We start from the raw sequence: 19,918 nt of genomic DNA, 5'->3' as shown, positions 1-19,918 counted from the left end.
GGCCTATATCGGAGCCGGAGGACCGAGTTGTTGCGCCGGGTTCTTGCCGAGATGCACAGGCGCGGGCATGCGGCCGTAGCCGGTTTCGGGCGTGCCTCCGAGCAACCCCTTCGGAAGACGAGTGATGCTCTCGATCTGGCGGCCGACACGCTGGAAGGCAGCGCACGCGGGATCCCGGGCAGTGGACCCGGACGGCAGGATGACGCTCTGGAGGGGGCGCCCGGCCGGGGCTCGCCGGAATCCATCCCGGGAACCGCGGACCCGGCCCTGATCGTCGCCGATGAACTGCATCGGATCCATCTCTCAGGGGCCCAGGCGATGTGGACCAACTTCCTGCCCCGGTTCATTTCCCTCCGGAAGTTCGAGCAGTGGATCACCGCGCGCGCCGAGGGCCCGCTGCCGCGGCTCGACGCCGGGTCCGGTTGGAACTGCTGGGAGATGATCCTGTGGGTGGCGGCGGACAAGGGCGTGCTGACGCATGCGCAGATCCGGAAACAGTACGCGTCGATCCTGGGCCGGAGAGCGCAGCGGAATCGGCAGCAGGGATTCCTGCCGCAGGACTTTCCGAAGCAGATGCAGAAGGCAATGCTGCCGCACGGAACGCAGGACCTCGACATGAGCGACCCCGACGGCCCGCGGCCCGGCCGCGGCGATCTGCTCGTCTGGCACGGGCTGGGTGAAGGCAACGCTCATACCGCGATGGCGACCGGGCGGCTGATCGGACCGGAGCGGGACCCGGAGGTGTACTCGTTCTGGCCGCCGCCCACCGGGCCGCTGGTGCCCGGGACGGTGACAGACGCGGTACAGATCACCACCGTCAACGCGTTGACGCCTTATGCCGACGGCCAGGGCGTTCCGGCACAACCGATCCGGTACGGCCGAGGTCCCTGGTAGCCGCGGAACGGTGCGGCCGGGTCAGCGCGGGGAGTAGGTCTTGCAGTGGGCCGTGTGGTCGGTGCTACCCGGGCCGACCCGGACCTCGCCGGCGGTGCATTCGAGGTCGGTGTTGTGGGCGCAGTCGGTGCGCTGGCAGGCGCCGACCATGCTGGTGACGGTGTCGAGGCCGCCCTTGGTCGCCAGCGGTATGAAGGTGCCGCAGTCGGCGCTGCCGTTGTGCCCGGTGACGTTGATCGCGTACGCGTGGCATCCGTCGTGGTTGTACGAACAGCTGTTCACTGTGCATTCGCTGACATGCGGCATTTCCATGGTGGTCATATGCTGCGTCCTCCGGAGGTGTTCGGGAGTTTGCTCATGCGGATGTCGCCGTAGACCGGTTGTTGTGGGCCGAAGTTCTCATTATTGCGCTCTGGGCGCGGTTCGTGCGGCGTATTCGAGGGCGGCGGCAGAACGTAGCGAAATGGTTGCCGAAGCGGATGTTCTCTGTTGCCGTTCGATTATGTGAACGGCATTTACTAAAACCTGTTCACAAAATGCGTGTGGTGTGGTTCACTCCTCGGGAGAGAGTTCCTGCGAGGGGGTGCGATACTTCCGCCTTCGCTATGGCCTCCGCAGGACCGCATGTAACAGCTCTACAAGGAGGCACAATGATGCGATACCTCCGCCTTCGCTGCGGCCTCCGCGGACCGCATGTACCGGCTTCATAAGGAGGCATCAATGACCACTGGTCTGTCCCACGACTTCGATTTCACCGATCCCGACCTCTTGGCGGCCCGGCTGCCCATCGAGGAATGGGCCGAACTGCGCCGGACCGCGCCCGTGTGGTGGGTCGATCAGCCGAACGGAGTGAGCGGGTTCGACGACGGCGGCTACTGGGTGGTCAGCAAACTCGAACACATCAAGGAGATCTCGAAGAACTCCGAGGTCTTCTCCACCCACGCCAATACCGCGGTGATCCGCTTCAACGGCGATATCGCCCGCGAGGAGATCGATATCCAGCGCGCGATGCTGGTCAACACCGACCCGCCCGAGCACGACAAACTGCGCCGCATCATCTCCCGCGGCTTCACCCCGCGCGCCGTGCAGAGCCTGCGCGACGCCCTGCACGAGCGGGCCGAGCGGATCGTGCACGAGGCCAAGCGGACCGGTGGCGGCGACTTCGTCCAGCAGGTCGCGTGTGAGTTGCCGCTCCAGGCCATCGCCGAACTGCTCGGGGTACCGCAGGAGGACCGGGGCAAGCTGTTCGAGTGGTCGAACCAGATGATGGGCTACGACGACCCCGAATACGCCGACAGCTACAAGATGGCCAACGCGCAGGTGATGGGGTACGCCTGGAACCTGGCCGAAGAGCGCCGCGGTTGCCCGGCCGACGACATCATCAGCCAGCTGCTCAGCGCCGATATCGACGGCGAGGCGCTCAGTTCGGAGGAATTCGCCTGGTTCGTCATCCTGCTGGCGGTGGCCGGTAACGAAACCACCCGTAATGCCACCACCCACGGTATGAAGGCTTTCGTGGACAACCCGGAACAGTGGGAGCTGTACCGGGCCGAGCGTCCGCGCACCGCACCCGACGAGATCGTGCGCTGGGCCACCCCGGTCATCGCATTCCAGCGGACCACTCTGCAGGACACGGAGATCGGCGGGCAGGCCATCGCCAAGGGGCAGCGGGTGGGCCTGTTCTACGCGTCGGCCAACTTCGACGAGGACCACTTCACCAAGCCGTTCGAATTCGATGTCACCCGCAACCCGAACCCGCACGTCGGCTTCGGCGGCACCGGTACCCACTACTGCGTCGGCGCCAACCTGGCCCGCCTGCAACTGGACCTCATCTTCAACGCCATCGCCGACGTGATGCCGAACCTGCGTCAGGTCGCCGAACCCGTTCGGCTACGGTCGGGTTGGCTGAACGGAATCAAGAACTGGCAGGTCGCATACGAATGACACAACCCGCCCGGCGGGGCCGGATGCCCGCGGTCAGTGACGCGGACATCCGGCGCGTGGCTGTGGAGCTACTGGTCGCACAGGGAGCGGAGGCGCTGACCCTGCGTGCCATCGCGCGGGAACTCGGGATCACCGCGCCCGCCCTCTATCGCTACTACCCGTCGCGCGAGGACCTGCTGGTCGCGTTACGGCGCGATATCTGTATCAGGCTGGCCGAGGACCTCGGGGCGCAGGTGGCCGAACTACCGGACGACGGGGTGGTCCGGTTGTTCGCCATCTGCCGGGCGTTCCGGCGCTGGGCGCTGGCCCACCGCAACGAATTCACCCTGGTGTTCGCCTCGCCGACGGCCGGCGGCCCGGGTACCGTGCGGCGTTTCGACGAAGCGTTCGGGCTCGTGTTCCTGGAAGCCGCGGGCAAGCTGCTCGCGGCCTACGATCTGGCGACCCCGCCGACCGAATCGATTCCCGAGGCGCTGCGTACCGATCTGATCGCGTTCCAGAACGAGCTGCTGGGGCTGCTCGCCGGATCGGAGCAGAAGTTCCCGGCCGAGAAATTCGACCTCGGGGTGGCGTATCTGATGATGACGGTCTGGGTCCGGCTCTACGGCCACGTCACGCTGGAAGTGTTCGGCAATTACCCGATGCCGGTGAGCGACCCGGATGTGCTGTTCGACGCGGTACTCACCGACCTCGCCGCCGGGATGGGGCTCACCACCGGCGAGGCGAGGTAGGCCGGTTCGCCCCGGTCAGGCCATTTCCGGGACCCGCAGATGGGCGAGTGCCAGTTCGAACTCCCGCACGTCGAGAGCTTCGACACCGGTCCGCCGGGCCGCGTCGACCCGCAGCGACGCCGACTGCTCACGGCCGGCTCGCATCGCCGCGGCGCTGTCGTAGCCGGTGCACGAGACGGCGCGGCCGGACTTCCGGTTGACCATCAGACTCGCGCTGCAGAAGCCCTCCAGGCCCTCCATGGCGGGCAGGGTGTCGGATTTGTAGATCTCGACGGCCGAATCGAGACGGCTCGGATCGGTTTTCACCCAGGTCGCGCGCACGCATGCGCCCTCGTCCGCGTGATGAGCCCGATGCAGACCCGCGATCTCCCATTCCTCGACCTGTGCGCTGCCGACGAATATCGCGAGTGCGCGGTCACGAATCGGACCGACCTGGTCCCGGCTGCGGTGCATCGCGTCCTCGGACTCCCAGGCACTGGTGGCGATACAGTGCCCGTTGTCCCGGTCGACCAGCAGCGACAGCCCGATACACCCGGGCATTTCCCGTAAGGCGGGCAGCACGACATCGCGCATATGCGAGATCCCGGCGTCGATAGCGGAGGGTTGCGCCTGAATAGTGGTGGATCGCGCGAACACGAGCGACCCCCTCTCTGCTCGAGGCGGCGCCCCGGTGGCGCCACCGGTGTCCCCAACCCTGCTCTCCCGTCGCCGCGGTGGCAAGAGGGTGGCCCCTCGCCACCGCGCACCGTGCCGCGGGCGATCGGGCTCTCGCGCGGACCCCACCCGGCTACACTGATCACCCGTATCACCTGTGCGGCGCTGCGCGTGTGCGCGCCGAACTGCTCGAATTCGTGAAAGACCGAACGAGACGGGACAGGGACCGATGACCATCATTCGCACACTGCGTACCGCTCTGCTGAGCCTGATCCTCGCCCTCGTCGCGACGGCCGCCGTCGCGATGCCCGCCTGGGCCGCGCCGCGGCCCACCGTGGTCCTGGTGCACGGTGCGTTCGCCGACCCGACCAGTTGGAACGGGGTCGCCGCGCGACTGCGCGGGCAGGGTTACGAGGTGGTGACTCCGGTGAACCCGCTGCGCGGCCCGGCCCACGATTCCGCGGTCGTCCAGCGCACCCTCGACACCGTCGACGGGCCCATCGTGCTGGTCGGGCACTCCTACGGCGGGACCGTGATCAGCAATGTGCACGACCCCGACGTCGTCTCCATGGTCTACGTCGCGGCCTTCGCGCCGACCCAGGGTGAAGTCGCGCAGCAGGCACTGGACCCGGTGCGCTTCCCCGGTAGTCGGCTGCTGCCCCCGGCACTGCAGGTGAAGGTTGTCGACGATCCGCAGGGCATCGCGGGACGCAATCTCGACGGCTACGTGGCGCCCGAGTACTTCCACGACGTCTTCGCGCAGGATGTCGACGAGGCCACCGCCGCCGATATGCTCGCCCACCAGCAATCGATCGCCCTGGCCGCCAATCTGGAACCCTCCGGTGCGCCGTCGTGGTCGAGCGAGCGCACCTGGTACCTGGTCTCCGCGCAGGACCAGGTCATCCCGCCGGCCTCGCAGCGTTTCATGGCCGGCCGGATGGGCGCGCAGACCAGCGAACTCGACGCATCCCACGCCTCGCTGGTCTCGCAGCCGGACGCGGTGGCCACGGCGATCGTGACCGCGGCGGGCTGATCTCCCGGGCCGGGCGGCCCGGCCCGGATTGCCCGGACCGGCGCTCAGACCAGCGCACCGTGGAGATCGCCCGCCGCGGTGCCTCGGCCACCACGGCGGCCCTGCGGATGGAGGAGCGGGCGTCGGTGATCGAGGTGCTGCGGCTGCGGCTGCTCGATGGTGCGCTGGTGATGGCGGAACGCGCCGCCTTCGTCGAGCACATCGGGCGGCTGCTGCTCGATTTCGATCCGGATACCGCGTCGCTCTACGCCCACCTCGCCGACCGCGGTGTGGATCTGCAATCGGCCCGGCACACTATCGACGCGGTCGGCGCGGACGAGACCGACGCGGCGCTGCCGGGGGTTGCCCCGGGGGCCCCGCTGCTCCGGGGACGGCGGCACACCTCGTCGGCGGCCGGGGACCCGCTCGAATACGGCGAGGACCGCTACCGGCCGGACCGGGTGACCTTCACCATCGACAACGCCCGGCCGGCCGCGCCGGCCGCCGGACAGGACCTCCGGGTTCGCAAACACGTCGCAGGGTGAGATCGCCGTCCGCCCGGCCGCGCGGAATTACGTTCCGGCGCGGCGGAATATCGGTGCGGGGCATGATGCGGTGGTTCGATTGTGCGGCCCGTCCCGGCATCCCAGACTCTCCCTGTCGCATCGAAAAACGCAGGGAGACAGCATGTCCGAATCAGTCATCCAACTTCCGACCCCCGGGGAGTCGATGTACGAAACGCTCGAGCGGATAATTCGTGCGGGTGAGGTCGTGCCCATCGAACTGCTCGGCGGGGTCGGTGCCTACATCGCGGTCAGCCACCGTGCCGCCAACGAGGTCCTGGACGACAAGGTCTTCGCCAAACACCCGTCGAACTGCCCTGCATTGCGCGACGGCCGCATTCCGGCCGATTGGCCACTGCGCGCCCTGACCGACGCCGAACATATGCTGAACCAGGACGGAGCCGCGCACCGCCGGCTGCGCCAGACGATCAACAAGGCGTTCACACCGGCCCGGATCGCGGCGCTGGAACCGCGGATCCAGCAGATCGCCGACGATCTCATCGGCGATTTCCCCGACTCCGAGGAAATCGACCTGGTCGCCAATTACACCGTTCCCTTGCCGGTCCGGGTGATCTGCGATCTGTTCGGGGTGCCGCTGGATGCGCAGTCGCAGCTCAAGGACTGGACCCTGACGATCGTCTCGGCGCACAGCACCGGCGAACAGACCCAGGCGGCCATGGCGGCGATGAGCGGCTATTTCGTCGAACTGATCGCCCACAAGCGGGCCGAGCCGGGAGAGGATCTGACCTCGGCGCTGTTGCAGGCCAACGCGGCGAACGAGCTCACCGAGGAGGAGCTGATCGGTGTCCTGTGGCTGGTCATCGTGGCCGGGCACGAGACCACGGTTCATCTTCTGGGCAACGCGGTGGTCGCGTTGCAGGACCACCCTGCGCAGCTCGCGCTGGCGCAGGCCGAGAATCGCTGGGCCGATGTGGTCGAAGAAGCTCTGCGTTACCGCTCTTCGGTGGTCGGTGCGCTCATGCGCTACCCGCTCGAGGATGTGACGGTCGCCGGTGTCGATATCCCGGCGGGCACGCCGACGCTCTGGTGGGGCGGCGCCGACCGGGACCCGCTGCTCGTCCCGAACGCCGAGGTATTCGATATCGACCACGAGCACCGCGACCAGCTCGTGTTCGGCCGCGGACCGCATTTCTGCCTGGGCGCACCGCTGGCCCGGCTGGAGAGCCGGATCGCTCTGCAGACGCTGTTCACCCGCTTCCCGCAGCTGACCCTGGCCGTGCCCAGCACCGAGGTCGAGTATGCGGTGCAGATCAGCACGGTCGGTCCGGAGAAGCTTCCGGTGCGGTTGAACCCGGGTTCCTAGGCAGGGTTCGGCCCTGCCGGTTCACCTGTGCCGGTCCTGGACTCGGCACGTCTGCTGCGCCGGAACTCCCGCGGCGTCACACCGAACCGCTCCTTGAACGCCGCCGAGAACCAGGCGGGGGTGAAACCGCAGCGGGCCGCCAGTTCCGCGATGGTCAGGGTGGCGCGGGGGTCCGCCAAGAGTTCGCGTGCCACCCGCAGGGCTTCGTCCCGGCGCAGGTCCCGGAAGGTCGTCCCGGTCTCGTGCAGCACCACCTGCAGCTGCCGGGGCGACCAGCCGAGCGCGTGCGCCACCGCGGGCAGCCGTACATCGGATCGGCCGATGTGCTCGCGCAGATACCGCCGGATGCTCTCGGCGACCTCCGCATGGTGGGTCACCTGCGGGCCGGTCTCGCCGGCGGCCATCATGCACAGCAGTTCGGTGACCCGGTCGCAGACCGCGTTGAACTCGCGTTCGCTCAGCCCGGACTGTTCGGCGTGGACGCCGCGGATCATATCGCCGGCGACCCGGCCCAGACCCCGGTTCATATCGAGGACGACGTTCATATGCCGGTGCGGCCGGACCCGGGACTCGAACTCGGTGCGCGGCACCTGGAATCCGTAGGCCGCCGCATCGGGAATGTGCAGCCGGCACGGTACCTCCAGTCCGGCCACGACCGCGTGTCCGCGCGGGACACGGGTCACCTCGTCGTGGAAACGGATGGCGAAATCGCCGCGATCGGGGACGACGACCCAGAAGAAGTCGTCGCCGGGAACGCGGCGGATATGGCGGCGGGTCCGGTGGCACAGACGACTTCCGTGCTGGTCCCAGCGCAGCAGGGTGTAGGTGCCCGACTCCTGGGCGGTGAGTCCGGCGTGCCAGTTCTCGTGGGCGCCGAATTCGTGTGTCATGGGGACGAAACCGTCGGCGAGCTCGGAAAAGGATTCGGGTCCGCAGGCGGCCACCTGATACCAGCGCATAGTCACCATCCCCTCGATCGGACTCGGCCGCCCCGTATCACCGGCCGATACGATCGGCGTCCTCACCATACTGGTCCCGGCCGGGCCGGGCCGGGAGCGTTGCGGCCGCGGTCGCGGGCATGCGGCCGGCGAAGCGTGCCGAAAGCGAGTGGCTCGGGCCGCGCTCGAATCCTTTTCCGGAGTTCGCGCCTCTCATATATGTCCCGGCAGACGCCGGGACGGAAGAGGAGGTTGTCGTGATCATCGGTATCGGAATCGCCGGCGGGCTGGTACTGCTCTGTACGTGCATGTTCGTCCTACGGCGCAAACGAGCCGGCCGTGGCTGAGGTGACCTGGCCCGGGGAGCAATTGATCGCCGCCGCGCAGGGCGGTGACGTCGACGCGATCGCCGCGGTGGTGTCGGCCGCCCACCCGAACATCCAGCGTTTCGCCCGGACCCTCTGCGCCGACGCGGAGGACGCCCAGGACGCGGCACAGGAGGCCCTGATCATCCTGTACCGGAAGATCGGGATGCTGCGGGCCACGGGCGCGCTGGCGTCGTGGATGTTCCGCATCGTCCGCAACGAATGCCTGCGACGCGCGCGGCGACGGCTGTACGAGTACACGCCGGTGCCGGACGTCGCGGTGACCGCCTCGGCCGAGTACGAAGTACTGCAACGACTGGAAGCGGGCCGGGTAGCGGCCGCGGTCGCCGCCCTGCCTCCTGATCAGCGCCGGGTGCTGATCCTGCGCGATATCCAGGGCTACAGCGGGCGCGTGGCCGCCGAGGTGCTGGGGATCGGCCCGGCAGCGATGAAATCGCGCCTGCACCGAGCCCGCGCCGCGGTTCGGCACACGCTCTGCGCCACCACGGAATCGAGTTACGGAGGCCATGATGAGCAGAACCACACCTGACGGTCCGGATTTCGCGAGCGCCTCCCCGGCCGAGCACATGGTGCGCGGTGTGGTGGGCTTCGGCGCGCTGGTCGGCGCGGTGGCACTGATCCCGGTCGTCGGACCGATCTCCCTGGTGCTCCTGCCCGTCGGCCTGATCGCGCTGCGCGGCTGCCCGATGTGCTGGACGATCGGGCTGGTGCAGACCATTTCGCGCGGCCGGCTACAACGCTCCTGCGGGGACGGCGTGTGCACACTGACCGTCGCCGACCGGGAAGGCGCCCAGCTGGCGGCGCTGGCGGCAGCGCTGGGCGGAGCCGCCCGTGCCGAGTGAGTACGGCTGACCATGCTCGGCACACCCGGTGAGTTGCCGTTCCCGGCTTCGGTATTCGGCGAAACGATCGCCTCGTTCTTCGGGAAGCCGATCGGCGTGCGGTAGCGCCGGGACATGGTCGCGGGTCCACCGCGCGGGCCCGGAGGGTGGCAGACTGCGGATATGAGCACACCGGATTGGGCTGATGTGGACCGGTACGTGGTGGATCACCTGGCGCGCGACGGCGAGGCGAGCGCGACGCTGCGGGCCAACGCGGACGCGGGTCTGCCCGCCATCGACGTCTCCGAGGCGCAGGGCAAATTCCTCTACCTGCTGGCCCGGTCCATCGGGGCCGGGCGGGTACTGGAAATCGGCACACTGGGCGGATTCAGCACACTGTGGCTGGCCCGCGGGGTCGGGGCCGAAGGCCGGGTGACGACGCTGGAATTCGAGGAACGCCATGCCGAGGTCGCCCGGGTGAACCTGGACCGCGCCGGTGTCGGCGACCGCGTAGATATCCGGGTCGGCGCGGCCCTGGACAGTCTGCCCGTGCTGGCCCGGGAACAACCCGAGCCGTTCGACCTGGTGTTCATCGACGCGGACAAGGTCAACAACTCGAATTACGTGCAGTGGGCACTGCGGCTGACCCGGCCGGGCGCGGTGGTCGTCGTCGACAATGTGGTGCGCGGGGGCCGGCTGGCCGACGAGAACGCCACCGACCCCGCGGTGCTGGCGAGCCGGGACCTGGTGCAATTGCTGTCCGACGAACCCCGCCTGGACGCCACCGTGCTGCAGACCGTGGGCGCGAAGGGCTGGGACGGGTTCGCCTTCGCGGTCGTGAACTGAGCGCGAAACAGCGCGGCTGCACCAGCCGCTGTCCGCAGAACACTCCCGCCACACAACCCGGTCGTGCGGATCACCGCCGGGCCGGCGGGGCCCGGTCCCGGGCCCCGGCGAGGTGACCCGTGCGGCCGCACCCGCTCCGCCGCCCACGCTGTCGTCGACGGCGCCGCGGCACGGCGGCCGGGGCGCCGGCGGGGTCCGGCGGCGCCCCGGCGACCTCTCCGGAGCGTGGTGGCGCCCGCCGTGGGCGCAGGTTCCGCCGCGGTCATCGATTCCGTCACGGCGAGGTGTCCGTCACAAGTGGATGTCATCGACAGCGATCACGGTGAGCGCGGATCCCGCTCGGTCACGTCGTCGGCAACGGTATCGCCGGGAGGTCGTCGGGACGCCGGGATACATTGTCGAGCAATTGAATTCGCCCTCGTAATTCTCCGGTGCGGACGCGTTTCCCTGCTGCCGGACAGGTGCGGGCGGGCGGTCCGGACGGCACTGTTGTGCCGGTCACTACGGTCGATCCGCTGTCATCCGATGGTCACGACGCGGTAATATCGAAACGCTCGCCTATGGCGTGACCGAGGCGAGTCCGCCCGATCGAAGGTTGGTGAAACCGCGTATGTCGGTATCCATGTTCGACGAGACCCTGCCACGTGGCGAGCGGGACGGGGTCGGACTGCGGGTGGGCGCGATCATAGACCGGGGTGGGGAAGTCCTGCTACTCGAACTGCCCAGTACCGGACCGATCAGCCCCACCTTGAAACTGCCCGGCGCGACCGTCGAACCGGGAGAATCGGTGACCGGAGCCCTCGTTCGCGGGGTGCAGGAGGAGACGGGGCTGACCGTCACGGATGTCCGGCACCATATCGGTGATTTCGACTATCTGTCCCCCGCCGGGAAACCGGTGCGGCGATTGCACTTCGCCGTCGAGGTGGCGGCGACCGGTCCGGTGGTGCTGAGCGCGCACGCCGGCTACGAATGGGCGCCGCTCAACGGCGAGTTGCATGTCACCTCCTCGATCCAGAAGATCCTCGACACCTATCGCGAGCTGGTCTATCCCTGAGCCCGAGCGGAGTCACCGGTCCGGCTGCGAACGAGATCCGCGTGCCGGCATCCGGCGCGATGTGCGCTCCGCCTTCCCGAGCCCACGGCTCTTCGGTTCCACGGTGTCCGCCTACTTGTCGCTCGGGCGCCGCCGAGTGGCAATACCATCCCGCTGGGAGAGGTACCGCCGCCGTGTGGAGGGACCGCTACCGTACTCTGAGCGGGCGTTGCTGCGGCTCGACGTACTGCCGAGGTTTCGTCGGTCGTTCTGCAACAGGCGCTGACCGATCCGAACACCGCCTACCGGACTTCCTGTCCTCGCTCACGGGGAAACGCAAGGGCGCTCGGGTCGGTCCTCCGAAGTCGGAAAGAAACCATTGCAAGTCGGAATTCGGACGTGCACGTGCGGCGCCCTCCACGACACACTGTCTCGCAGGAGGAATCCCGGCCCCTTTCAGGGCCGGGAGGACGTCAATCCTCTCGCTTCTCGTGCGGGACCAGTTCGAGTCCGATGACCGCGACCACGATCCCGGTCAGGCAGACGACCTTCGCGAGCGTGACCGCCTCGCCGCCCGTGATCATGGCGTAGGCCACCGTCAGGGCGGTGCCGACGCCGGTCCAGACGGCGTAGGCGCTGCCGATCGGAATATCACGCACCGCCCGGCCCAGCCCGAGCATGCCGGCCGCCAGCGCGACGAAGAAGACGGTCGCCGCCACCGGTTCGGTCAGGCCCGCCGATCTGCCGAGCGCGGTCGCCCAGACCGCTTCGCAGACAGCGCTTGCCAGCAGGATGATCCACGCCATGGTCAGCTCACCGCCTTCAGGCCCACCACGGACACGATGAGCAGCGAGAGCAACAGCACGCGAGCGGTATCCGCGCGTTCGCGGCCGGTGACGACAGCCCACCCGACGGTCAATGTCGCGCCGGTACCCACCCAGACGGCGTAGGCGGTGCCGGTCGGCAGATCGATCATCGCCCAGGCGAGACCGGCCATACTCAGGCCCAGCGCCGCGATGAACAGAGCAGTGGGTTTCCACCGGCGGAAACCGTGTGAGGCCGACAGCGCGGCGGCCCAGACGGCCTCCAGCACTCCCGACAGCAGCAGGACGACCCAGGACATGACAAAACCTTCCGAGTCAGTCTTGTCGCGATGCGGGTACTGCTCCCTCGTCCGCGAGCCCGATCGCCGGGCTCCACTGCGCTAACGAACGGGGTGGACGCGGGATTCCCGGGGGTGAGCGGAACCACCACCATCACCGGACGGCTCGCGCCGGCGTAGTGCTCCGCCGCTGTGCCGTGGACCCGTTATCGGCCGCCTGGTCGGCAGTTCTCGCCCGGTTGCGGCCGGCGAGTGGTATCGGGTCGGTGCGAGCCGGCCCGGAACCGCGGTGCCCGAGCCGGGTCCGGACGGCGCTGCCGGCGCATGCGATGACCGCGAGCGTGCCCAGTGTGGTCGACCAGGTCAAGGATTCGCCGAGGAGCAGCGCGGCCCAGCCCAGGGTCAGCACCGGCTGGACCAGCTGGATCTGGCTGACCTGCGCCATCGGACCGTATGCCAGTCCGCGATACCACGCCAGGAAGCCGAGGAACATGCTGACCACGCCGAGGTAGGCGAACGACGCCCACTGTGCCGGGGAACCGGTCGGCGCTCGGCCGGCGACCGCGATACCGGTAAGCGCGACCATCGGCGGCGCGGACAGGACGAGTGCCCAGGAGATGGTCTGCCAGGGCCCGAGTTCGCGGGCCAGCAGTCCGCCTTCGGCGTACCCGGCAGCGGCCGCGACGACCGCGCCGAACAGCAGCAGATCCGCCCAGTGCAGACCCCCGAACCCGCCCCCGCCGAACACCGCGAAGCCCACGGCCGCCACCGCTCCCGCGGCCGCGGCACACCAGAACGCGCGCGGTGGTCGTTCCTCGGTGCGCAGGACCGCCAGGACGGCGGTGGCCGCCGGGAGCAGCGCGATCACCACCGCGCTGTGACCGGCCGAGGTGGTGGTGAGCGCGAACGTGGTGAGCAATGGGAAGCCCGCGACCACACCGGCCGCGACGATGCCGAGCCGGAGCCATTGCCCGCCGCGGGGCAGTGGCCGACGGGTGACGAGCAGTGCCGTGGCGGCCAGGACGGTGGCGACCACGGCCCGGGCGCAGGCGACGAACAGCGGAGACATTCCGCCCCCGGCCACGGTGATCCGGGTGAGCGGGACGGTCAGCGAGAATGCCGCTACTCCGAGCAGCCCCCAGGCCGGGCCGATCCGAGTAGGCGATAGCAGTCCCCTGCGCTGATGAGTAGCGCTACTATGTTCCTTCATGTCTGACGATAGCAGTTCGCGGATCGTCGCGGACCTCCGCGCGTGGATCGCCACGGCCCCCGCCGGGGCCGGGCTGCCCTCCACCCGCACCCTGGTCGCGCGGTACTCGGCGAGTCCGGTCACCGTCCAGAAGGCGTTGCGTGCGCTGGTGGCCCAGGGGTTGGTGGAGAGCCGGCCGGGGGTCGGCACGTTCGTCCAGGCGGTGCGCCCGGCCCGGCCGGCCGACTACGGCTGGCAGACCGCGGCCCTCGGTGCACCGCGCGGCCGGCGCGCCCAGATGTCCACCGTCCTGCGGACGGTGCCCAACGACCGGATCGCCCTTCATTCGGGCTACCCCGACCGGGAACTGCTCCCGGTCCGCCTGGTCCGCGCCGCCTTCACGCGGGCCGCGCGCAGCGATGCCGCGATCGGCCGCCCACCGACCGCGGGGGCCCCGGAACTGCAGAGCTGGTTCGCCACCGAACTGGCGACGGTGACACCGGCCGGTGTGCTGCCGCCGGTGCCCAGCGATGTGATCGTGTTCGGCGGCAGCCAGAGCGGTCTGAACACGACCTTCCAGTCGCTGGTCGGTCCCGGCCGGCCGCTGCTGGTGGAATCGCCGACCTACTGGGGGGCGCTGATGGCCGCCGAGCGGGCCGGGGTGCGGGTGGTGCCGGTGCCGAGCGGGCCGCAGGGTCCACAGCCGGCGGAACTGGCCCGTGCGTTCGAACAGACCGGGGCCCGCGCCTTCTACGCGCAACCCCATTTCGCCAATCCCACCGGCGCCCAGTGGGCTCCGCAGACCGCCGCGCGGGTGCTCGAGGTGGTGCGCGAGTACGGTGCCTTCCTCATCGAGGACGACTGGGCGCACGATTTCGGCATCGACTCGGTGCCGGTCCCGCTGGCCGCACGGGACGACAGCGGGCATGTGATCTATCTACGGTCGCTCACCAAGAGCGTCTCCCCGTCGGTCCGGATCGCCGCCGTGGTCGCGCGCGGGCCGGCGCGCGATCGGATCCTCTCCGATGCGCAGGCCGAGTCCATGTACGTGAGCGGGCTGCTGCAGGCGGTCGCGCTCGATGTGGTGTCTCATCCGGGGTGGCGGACCCATCTGCGCGGCCTGGGGCAGCGGTTGGCCATCCGCCGCGACCTGCTGCTGACCGCGCTCCGGGAGCACGCCCCCGACGCGGTCCCGGAACTGGTGCCGCGGGGCGGACTCAACCTCTGGGTCCGGTTACCCGAGCACACCGAGCTGACCCGGCTCGTGCGGGATTGCGAGGCCGGGGGCGTGGTGGTGGCTCCCGGCGACGAATGGTTCCCCGCCGAGCCCACGGGCGCCTACCTGCGGATCAACTACTCCGGGCCGAATCCGGGCGCGTTCCCCGACGGCGCCCGCGTCATCGGCCGCGCGCTGGCCCGGCAGCATCCGGGCCGGCACCCGGCCGGCGGTGCGGACCCGGACCGGTAGCGGCGGATCGGGCCGGCCCGATCGAGACGGTGCCGCGGCAGACCGGGGTCCGGGCGGCGGGGCACCACCGGTCGGGACGAGCGGGGCCGCGCGGAGCGGTCACGCGTCCGGTTCGGCGTCCTCCCGGTTGTCCGCCGGGGACTCCCCGGACAGCACCTTCCCCAACCGGACTCTTTCCGGGGAGCGTGTCACGACCTCCTCCAGGATGGCGAGGATCTCCGCCTCGATGCTGCGGCCGTGATTGTCCGCGCGGATCCGCAGTGCGCGGTACACCGCGTCCGGTACATGCCGAACAGATAGCGTCACCATGGTGGGCGTCTTTCGTCGACAGTGGTCGGTGACCTGATTATATTTCGCGTTCCGGCAAACTTCCGGTGCCGGTGGCGCCTCGTTCCGATATATGCCGCGCGGCCTGCTCGGGCGGGCCGGGCCGGGCTCATTCGCCTCCTCATCGTAAAGTAATCGGCCGAAACCCGTTCCAGCGCAGCGAATATGGCGCAAAATCGAAAATCGTCTGGGCGAAGAAAAGGTCCGGACCGGACGGTTCGGCACGGTGTGCGTGTTTCACGCGCATCCGGAAAGTGAGGCGGAAATGAATCACAAGCTCTGGTTGCTCGGCCGGCTCGCCGCGGTGGGCGGCCATATCCTCGGCGAGAAACTCACCGGGCACCGGGCCCGCGCGATCGACGATGTGCCCGCGTCCGGCGCCGCGCTCACCGCCGAATGGCTGACCGCGGTGCTCTGCCGGGACACCCCTGGCGCCGAAGTGGTCTCCTTCGACACCACGGGTGGCAGCAGCGGCACCTCCACGCGGGTGGCGATCCGGGTGGAGTACAACGAGGCGGGCCGGGCGGCCGCGCTACCGGAGGCATTGTTCGCCAAGACCACGACGTCGCTGAGTCAGCGGATTCTGCTCGGCGGCGGCAAGATGATCGACGGCGAGACCCGGTTCTTCCGCGATTTCCGGCCGAGACTGGAGATTCAGGCCCCGCTCGGCTATTGGGGGGCGTCGGATCCGGCTTCGTGGCGGTCGATCGCGCTGATGGAGGATATCGCCGTTACGCGGGGTGCGGTGTTCAGTGAACCGACCGCCCCGATCGGCCGGGCCGAAATGGAGGATCTGGTCCGCAATCTCGCCCGGCTGCACGGGACATTCTGGGAGGATCCCTCCATCGAGGTGCTCAAGACCACCAATGAGGCGTTGCAGGCCTATCTCGCGGCCATCGATATGAAGACCCGCTGCGCGGTGGGTCTGGGCCGGGCGGCCGAAGTGGTCCCGGAAAGCCTGCACGGGCAGGCGGACCGGTTGTGGTCCGGGGTCGAGCGCGCGGTCGACCTGGCCACGACCGAACTCCCGCATACCCTGCTGCACGGCGACCCGCATATCGGCCAGACCTACCGGACCGCCGAGGGGCGGATGGGTTATGTGGACTGGCAGGTCGTGATGCGCGGCGGCTGGGGGCACGATTTCGCCTATACGGTCAATTCCGGGTGCGAACCGGAGGACCGCCGGGCCTGGGCCGAAGAGCTGCTGCGGGCCTATCTGGAGGAATTGGCCGAGGCCGGTGGTGTGGCGCCCGATTTCGACACGGCCTGGTTGATCTACCGGCAGCAGTCGATGTTCGCCTACGCGGCATGGGCGTTCACGATCGGCCGGGCCGCGTATCAGCCGGAGATGCAGTCGAAGGAGACCTGCCTCACACTTTTGCGGCGGATCACCGCGGCCATCGACGACAATCGATCACTGGACGCGCTCGGCGTGTGAGACCCGTCGCGCCGGCCGGGCTCGGGATTCGCCGAGCCCGGCCGCGTCGCGGTGGCGGAAAAGTCCGGTGAAATTTCCGGACCAGACCGATCGACAATGTGCGGACCGGTCCAACGAAAACACGAAAAAGACGGCTGTACAACTTGTTTCACAATCGATCAGAGTTCGTGACCATGTCGTATCATAGCCTGGTTCCGGCTCGAGTCAGGAGATTCCTGCAGGAGGAGCCTCGCGCCGGGATCGGCCGGTGGAAAACCATCGGCTCCGCCACCGGACGGTATGGAGTTTCGTTCTTGACTACCTCGGATTTCCGAAGCACCGCACAGGCCCACGTGCACGGTTCGCCGATCGATTCCGATGATCCGCGGATACCGCTGTACCTGCCGGAATTCGCCGCCGATCCACACCGGATCTACCGCGAGATGCGCGCTCGGTACGGGTCACTGGCGCCGGTGGAACTCGCCCCCGGCGTGCCCGCCACCCTGGTGATCGGATACAATACCGCCCTGCGGGTGCTCAACGATCCGGATCGTTTCCCCGCCGACCCCCGGGTGTGGCAGAAGGATATTCCGGCCGAGTGCCCGATCCTGCCGTTGCTGGAATGGCGGCCGATGGCCAGCCGTTGTGCCGGGCAGGAATTCGTGCGCTATCGGCAGGCGATCACGGCGAGCATGGACGAAGTGGACATGTACGCGATCCACACGGTCGTCGAGAACATCGCGGTCCCGCTGATCAACTCGTTCTGCGAGGACGGCCAGGCGGAGCTCATCCAGCAGTACGTGTTCCCACTGGCCTTCCAGGTGATCAACTATCTGCTGGGCTGCCCGCCGGAGATCGGTCAGCAGGTCGCGGCCGGGACGGCCGCGCTGCTCGAGGGGGTGGACGCCGAAGCCGGCAGCCGGATGCTGGGCGAGGCCCTGATGAACCTGGTGCTGCTCAAGCGCGAGGAGCCGGGCAGCGATATCACCTCGGTGCTGCTGCAGCATCCGGTCGAGCTGTCCGAGGAGGAGGTCTCCCATCACGTTTCGCAGGTGTACGGCACCGGGATCGAATTCGAGCTGAACCTCATCGTCAACACACTGCTGCTGATCCTCACCGACGAACGGTTCGGCGGCAGCGTCCTCGGCGGGAACCTCACCTCCCGGGACGCCCTGGACGAGGTGCTGTTCAACGATCCGCCGCTGGCGAATCTGCTGATCACCTATCCGCGGATGCCGATCCTGCTGGACGATGTGTGGCTGCCCGCGCACCAGCCCGTGGTGATCAGCATGGCGGCCTGCAACAACGACCCGGCCATCCGCACCTCGGAGCTGACGGGTAATCGCGCCCACCTGGCGTGGGGCCTGGGCCCGCATGCCTGTCCCGCCCAGTCGCTGGCCTATATGGTCGCGGAGGGCGCCATCGATCAGCTGCTGGACGCGATACCGGAGATGCGCGCGGATTTCCCCGACGGCGAGGCGGTCTGGCGGCCCGGCCCCTTCCATCGATCGCTGGCGGGCCTGCCGGTGACATTTCCCCCGCAGGCCCCCCTGCCTGGACACGAGGACACCGCCGCCCGGCCCGCCGTCCGCGCCTGAGCGCAGCGGTCGGCCGCTCACGACAGGGCCCGAACCCCTCGGGTCCGGGCCCTGCCGTGCTCGTCCGGGGTTCGCCGGTTCCGCGGGGCCGAAGTACTTGAATACGGATTCAAGTTCGGGCTACCGTCGGACGGGCATCGAGCCGCGCCCCGACGATCGGAGTTCTCGTGGAACTGTTCGCCTCGACCGAGCGTGCCCGGGAGTATCGGCGCACCCTGCTCGCGTTCATGGACGACAGCGTGTATCCGGCCGAGCCGGTCTACGCCGAGCAGATGGCCGCGGCGGGCGATCCGCATCATCACCCGCAAATCCTCGAGGATCTCAAGGCCGAGGCCAAAGAGCGGGGATTGTGGAACCTGTTCCATCCGCATCCGGAGTGGGGCCCGGGCCTGTCCAATCTGGAGTACGCGCCGCTGGCCGAGATCATGGGCCGCAGTCCGGCACTGGCTCCCGAGGCGTGCAACTGTTCGGCGCCCGATACCGGCAATATGGAAGTCTTCACCCTCTTCGGTACCGAGGAGCACAAGCAACGCTGGCTCGAACCGCTGCTGGCGGGCACCATCCGGTCGGCGTTCGCGATGACCGAGCCCGGGGTCGCCAGTTCCGATGCCACCAATATGGAGATGCGGATGGAACGCGACGGTGACGAGTACGTGCTCAACGGCCGGAAGTGGTTCGCCTCCAACGCCATGCACGCCAATTGCAAGGTGCTCATCGTGATGGGCAAAACCGATCCGGACGCGCCCAAGCATCGGCAGCAGTCGATGATGGTGGTGCCGATCGACGCGCCGGGCGTCACCGTCGTCCGCAATCTTCCGGTGTTCGGTTATGTCGATCGGGAGGGGCACGCCGAGATCGAGTTCACCGATGTGCGGGTCCCGGTCACCGATGTACTGAAGGGCGAGGGGGAGGGTTTCGCGATCAGCCAGGCCCGGCTGGGCCCCGGCCGCATCCATCACGCCATGCGCGCGATCGGGAAGGCCGAACGCGCGCTGGAACTCATGTGCGCCCGGGCGGATTCGCGGACCACATTCGGGCGCAAGGTCAGCGAACGGGCCAATATCCGGGACTGGATCGCCGAGGCCCGGATCGATATCGAACAGGCGCGGCTGCTCACCCTGAAGACCGCCTGGATGATGGATACGGTCGGCAACAAGGAGGCCCGCACCGAGATCGCCGCGATCAAGATCGCCGCCCCGGTGATGGCCTTGCGGATCGTCGACCGCGCCATCCAGGTGTACGGCGCGGCGGGCGTGACCGAGGATTTCCCGCTCGCGAGCATGTACGCCCATCTGCGTACCCTGCGGATCGCCGACGGCCCGGACGAGGTGCACAAACTGACGATCGCCCGGGCCGAGCTCGGTAAGGCCCGCGCGGCGGCCGAAGCCGCCGGCAGTTAGTGGTTCCCGCCCGGCCTCGGGGACGTGGCCCGGGCGCTCCGGCTCGCCGCCCGATACGTTGGACCTGTCCGGTCGGCGCCCGGCTGTTCCCCCGGCGCGCCCCGGGCGGGCACGAGGAGGCAAACCATGACGGTCGGGACCGGAACCGCGCCGCGGCGGCAGCACATCCTGCTGGAGCTGGGCTTCGCGACAAGGCGGGCCGGCGAGGTGCGGGCGGTGGGGCGCAAGATCAAAGCGGGGCGGTCGGTGTTCGTCGCGGAGGTCGAATGGA

21 protein-coding genes and 1 riboswitch are annotated in these 19,918 nt (G+C 68.8%); of the genes, 14 read left to right on the top strand and 7 right to left on the bottom strand.

Annotated elements, in window-relative coordinates:
• Nucleotides 1-30 precede the first annotated feature (30 nt).
• A complete protein-coding gene (locus tag ACLML9_RS04770) occupies nucleotides 31-894 on the top strand; it encodes a hypothetical protein (protein WP_411944324.1) in 864 nt (287 codons plus the stop codon).
• A gap of 21 nt (nucleotides 895-915) precedes the next feature.
• Here ACLML9_RS04770 and ACLML9_RS04765 read toward each other — a convergent pair whose 3' ends face one another.
• Nucleotides 916-1,215, bottom strand: coding sequence for a DUF1540 domain-containing protein (locus tag ACLML9_RS04765; protein ID WP_411944323.1), 300 nt, complete (start codon nucleotides 1,213-1,215; stop codon nucleotides 916-918).
• A 399-nt stretch (nucleotides 1,216-1,614) separates the two neighbouring features.
• Between ACLML9_RS04765 and ACLML9_RS04760 the strand changes: the two genes are divergently transcribed.
• Together ACLML9_RS04760 and ACLML9_RS04755 are read left to right on the top strand one after the other, a co-directional pair.
• Entirely contained in the window at nucleotides 1,615-2,838 is a 1,224-nt protein-coding gene (locus tag ACLML9_RS04760; protein ID WP_030525665.1) for a cytochrome P450, read from the top strand.
• Nucleotides 2,835-3,569, top strand: coding sequence for a TetR/AcrR family transcriptional regulator (locus ACLML9_RS04755; protein WP_411944322.1), 735 nt, complete (start codon nucleotides 2,835-2,837; stop codon nucleotides 3,567-3,569). The genes ACLML9_RS04760 and ACLML9_RS04755 overlap by 4 nt, the downstream gene beginning before the upstream one ends.
• A 15-nt stretch (nucleotides 3,570-3,584) precedes the next feature.
• Here ACLML9_RS04755 and ACLML9_RS04750 read toward each other — a convergent pair whose 3' ends face one another.
• Entirely contained in the window at nucleotides 3,585-4,205 is a 621-nt protein-coding gene (locus ACLML9_RS04750) for a putative quinol monooxygenase (RefSeq protein WP_411944321.1), read from the bottom strand.
• Between the two features lie 247 nt (nucleotides 4,206-4,452).
• Between ACLML9_RS04750 and ACLML9_RS04745 the strand changes: the two genes are divergently transcribed.
• The 3 genes from ACLML9_RS04745 to ACLML9_RS04735 all read left to right on the top strand — a co-directional run bounded on the left by ACLML9_RS04745 (nucleotide 4,453) and on the right by ACLML9_RS04735 (nucleotide 7,122).
• Entirely contained in the window at nucleotides 4,453-5,256 is an 804-nt protein-coding gene (locus tag ACLML9_RS04745) for a lipase family alpha/beta hydrolase (protein ID WP_411944320.1), read from the top strand.
• Nucleotides 5,257-5,315: 59 nt separating this feature from the next.
• Nucleotides 5,316-5,780, top strand: a complete 465-nt coding sequence (locus ACLML9_RS04740; RefSeq protein ID WP_411944319.1) for a GntR family transcriptional regulator — start codon at nucleotides 5,316-5,318, stop codon at nucleotides 5,778-5,780.
• A gap of 142 nt (nucleotides 5,781-5,922) precedes the next feature.
• On the top strand, nucleotides 5,923-7,122 hold the full coding sequence (locus tag ACLML9_RS04735) for a cytochrome P450 family protein (RefSeq protein ID WP_411944318.1): 1,200 nt from the start codon (nucleotides 5,923-5,925) through the stop codon (nucleotides 7,120-7,122).
• Here ACLML9_RS04735 and ACLML9_RS04730 read toward each other — a convergent pair.
• Nucleotides 7,119-8,090: an AraC family transcriptional regulator gene (locus tag ACLML9_RS04730; protein WP_411944317.1), complete on the bottom strand. Its 972-nt coding sequence runs from the start codon at nucleotides 8,088-8,090 to the stop codon at nucleotides 7,119-7,121. The two genes, ACLML9_RS04735 and ACLML9_RS04730, sit on opposite strands and share 4 nt — an antisense overlap.
• A 309-nt stretch (nucleotides 8,091-8,399) precedes the next feature.
• On the opposite strand from ACLML9_RS04730, the gene ACLML9_RS04725 reads away from it, so the two are divergent.
• From ACLML9_RS04725 to ACLML9_RS04710, 4 genes are all read left to right on the top strand, one after another.
• Entirely contained in the window at nucleotides 8,400-8,975 is a 576-nt protein-coding gene (locus tag ACLML9_RS04725) for an RNA polymerase sigma factor (RefSeq protein ID WP_411944316.1), read from the top strand.
• Nucleotides 8,956-9,288 (top strand): hypothetical protein, encoded by a 333-nt coding sequence (locus ACLML9_RS04720; protein WP_411944315.1) that lies wholly within the window; start codon nucleotides 8,956-8,958, stop codon nucleotides 9,286-9,288. The genes ACLML9_RS04725 and ACLML9_RS04720 overlap by 20 nt, the downstream gene beginning before the upstream one ends.
• A gap of 162 nt (nucleotides 9,289-9,450) precedes the next feature.
• Nucleotides 9,451-10,113 (top strand): O-methyltransferase, encoded by a 663-nt coding sequence (locus tag ACLML9_RS04715; protein WP_411944314.1) that lies wholly within the window; start codon nucleotides 9,451-9,453, stop codon nucleotides 10,111-10,113.
• 610 nt (nucleotides 10,114-10,723) lie between these two features.
• Nucleotides 10,724-11,167, top strand: a complete 444-nt coding sequence (locus ACLML9_RS04710) for an NUDIX hydrolase (protein ID WP_063130795.1) — start codon at nucleotides 10,724-10,726, stop codon at nucleotides 11,165-11,167.
• Between the two features lie 452 nt (nucleotides 11,168-11,619).
• On the opposite strand, the gene ACLML9_RS04705 is transcribed toward ACLML9_RS04710, so the two are convergent.
• From ACLML9_RS04705 to ACLML9_RS04695, 3 genes are all read right to left on the bottom strand, one after another.
• Nucleotides 11,620-11,952, bottom strand: coding sequence for a DMT family transporter (locus tag ACLML9_RS04705; RefSeq protein WP_411944313.1), 333 nt, complete (start codon nucleotides 11,950-11,952; stop codon nucleotides 11,620-11,622).
• A 2-nt stretch (nucleotides 11,953-11,954) separates the two neighbouring features.
• Nucleotides 11,955-12,269 (bottom strand): DMT family transporter, encoded by a 315-nt coding sequence (locus ACLML9_RS04700; protein WP_411944312.1) that lies wholly within the window; start codon nucleotides 12,267-12,269, stop codon nucleotides 11,955-11,957.
• 10 nt (nucleotides 12,270-12,279) lie between these two features.
• A riboswitch (guanidine-III (ykkC-III) riboswitch) is annotated at nucleotides 12,280-12,346 on the bottom strand.
• Nucleotides 12,347-12,402: 56 nt separating this feature from the next.
• On the bottom strand, nucleotides 12,403-13,458 hold the full coding sequence (locus tag ACLML9_RS04695) for a DMT family transporter (protein WP_411944311.1): 1,056 nt from the start codon (nucleotides 13,456-13,458) through the stop codon (nucleotides 12,403-12,405).
• Here ACLML9_RS04695 and ACLML9_RS04690 point away from each other — a divergent pair.
• Nucleotides 13,457-14,905: a PLP-dependent aminotransferase family protein gene (locus ACLML9_RS04690; protein ID WP_411944310.1), complete on the top strand. Its 1,449-nt coding sequence runs from the start codon at nucleotides 13,457-13,459 to the stop codon at nucleotides 14,903-14,905. The two genes, ACLML9_RS04695 and ACLML9_RS04690, sit on opposite strands and share 2 nt — an antisense overlap.
• Before the next feature lie 99 nt (nucleotides 14,906-15,004).
• On the opposite strand, the gene ACLML9_RS04685 is transcribed toward ACLML9_RS04690, so the two are convergent.
• Nucleotides 15,005-15,211, bottom strand: coding sequence for a FitA-like ribbon-helix-helix domain-containing protein (locus tag ACLML9_RS04685; RefSeq protein WP_411944309.1), 207 nt, complete (start codon nucleotides 15,209-15,211; stop codon nucleotides 15,005-15,007).
• Nucleotides 15,212-15,497: 286 nt separating this feature from the next.
• Here ACLML9_RS04685 and ACLML9_RS04680 point away from each other — a divergent pair, with 286 nt between their 5' ends.
• The 3 genes from ACLML9_RS04680 to ACLML9_RS04670 all read left to right on the top strand — a co-directional run bounded on the left by ACLML9_RS04680 (nucleotide 15,498) and on the right by ACLML9_RS04670 (nucleotide 19,647).
• Complete coding sequence (locus ACLML9_RS04680; RefSeq protein ID WP_411944308.1) at nucleotides 15,498-16,670, top strand: aminoglycoside phosphotransferase family protein; 1,173 nt, start codon at nucleotides 15,498-15,500, stop codon at nucleotides 16,668-16,670.
• 293 nt (nucleotides 16,671-16,963) lie between these two features.
• On the top strand, nucleotides 16,964-18,247 hold the full coding sequence (locus tag ACLML9_RS04675) for a cytochrome P450 (protein ID WP_411944307.1): 1,284 nt from the start codon (nucleotides 16,964-16,966) through the stop codon (nucleotides 18,245-18,247).
• A gap of 173 nt (nucleotides 18,248-18,420) precedes the next feature.
• Nucleotides 18,421-19,647 carry an acyl-CoA dehydrogenase family protein gene (locus ACLML9_RS04670; RefSeq protein ID WP_411944331.1) on the top strand — a complete coding sequence of 409 codons (1,227 nt, stop codon included), beginning with the start codon at nucleotides 18,421-18,423 and terminating at the stop codon, nucleotides 19,645-19,647.
• The last annotated feature ends 271 nt before the right edge of the window (nucleotides 19,648-19,918 follow it).

The organism is Nocardia sp. NPDC002869 (genome assembly GCF_046764065.1).
GTDB lineage: Bacteria > Actinomycetota > Actinomycetes > Mycobacteriales > Mycobacteriaceae > Nocardia > Nocardia rhamnosiphila.
The sequence above is the reverse complement of the archived record's forward strand: the minus strand, read 5'-3'. Positions and strand labels throughout refer to the sequence as shown.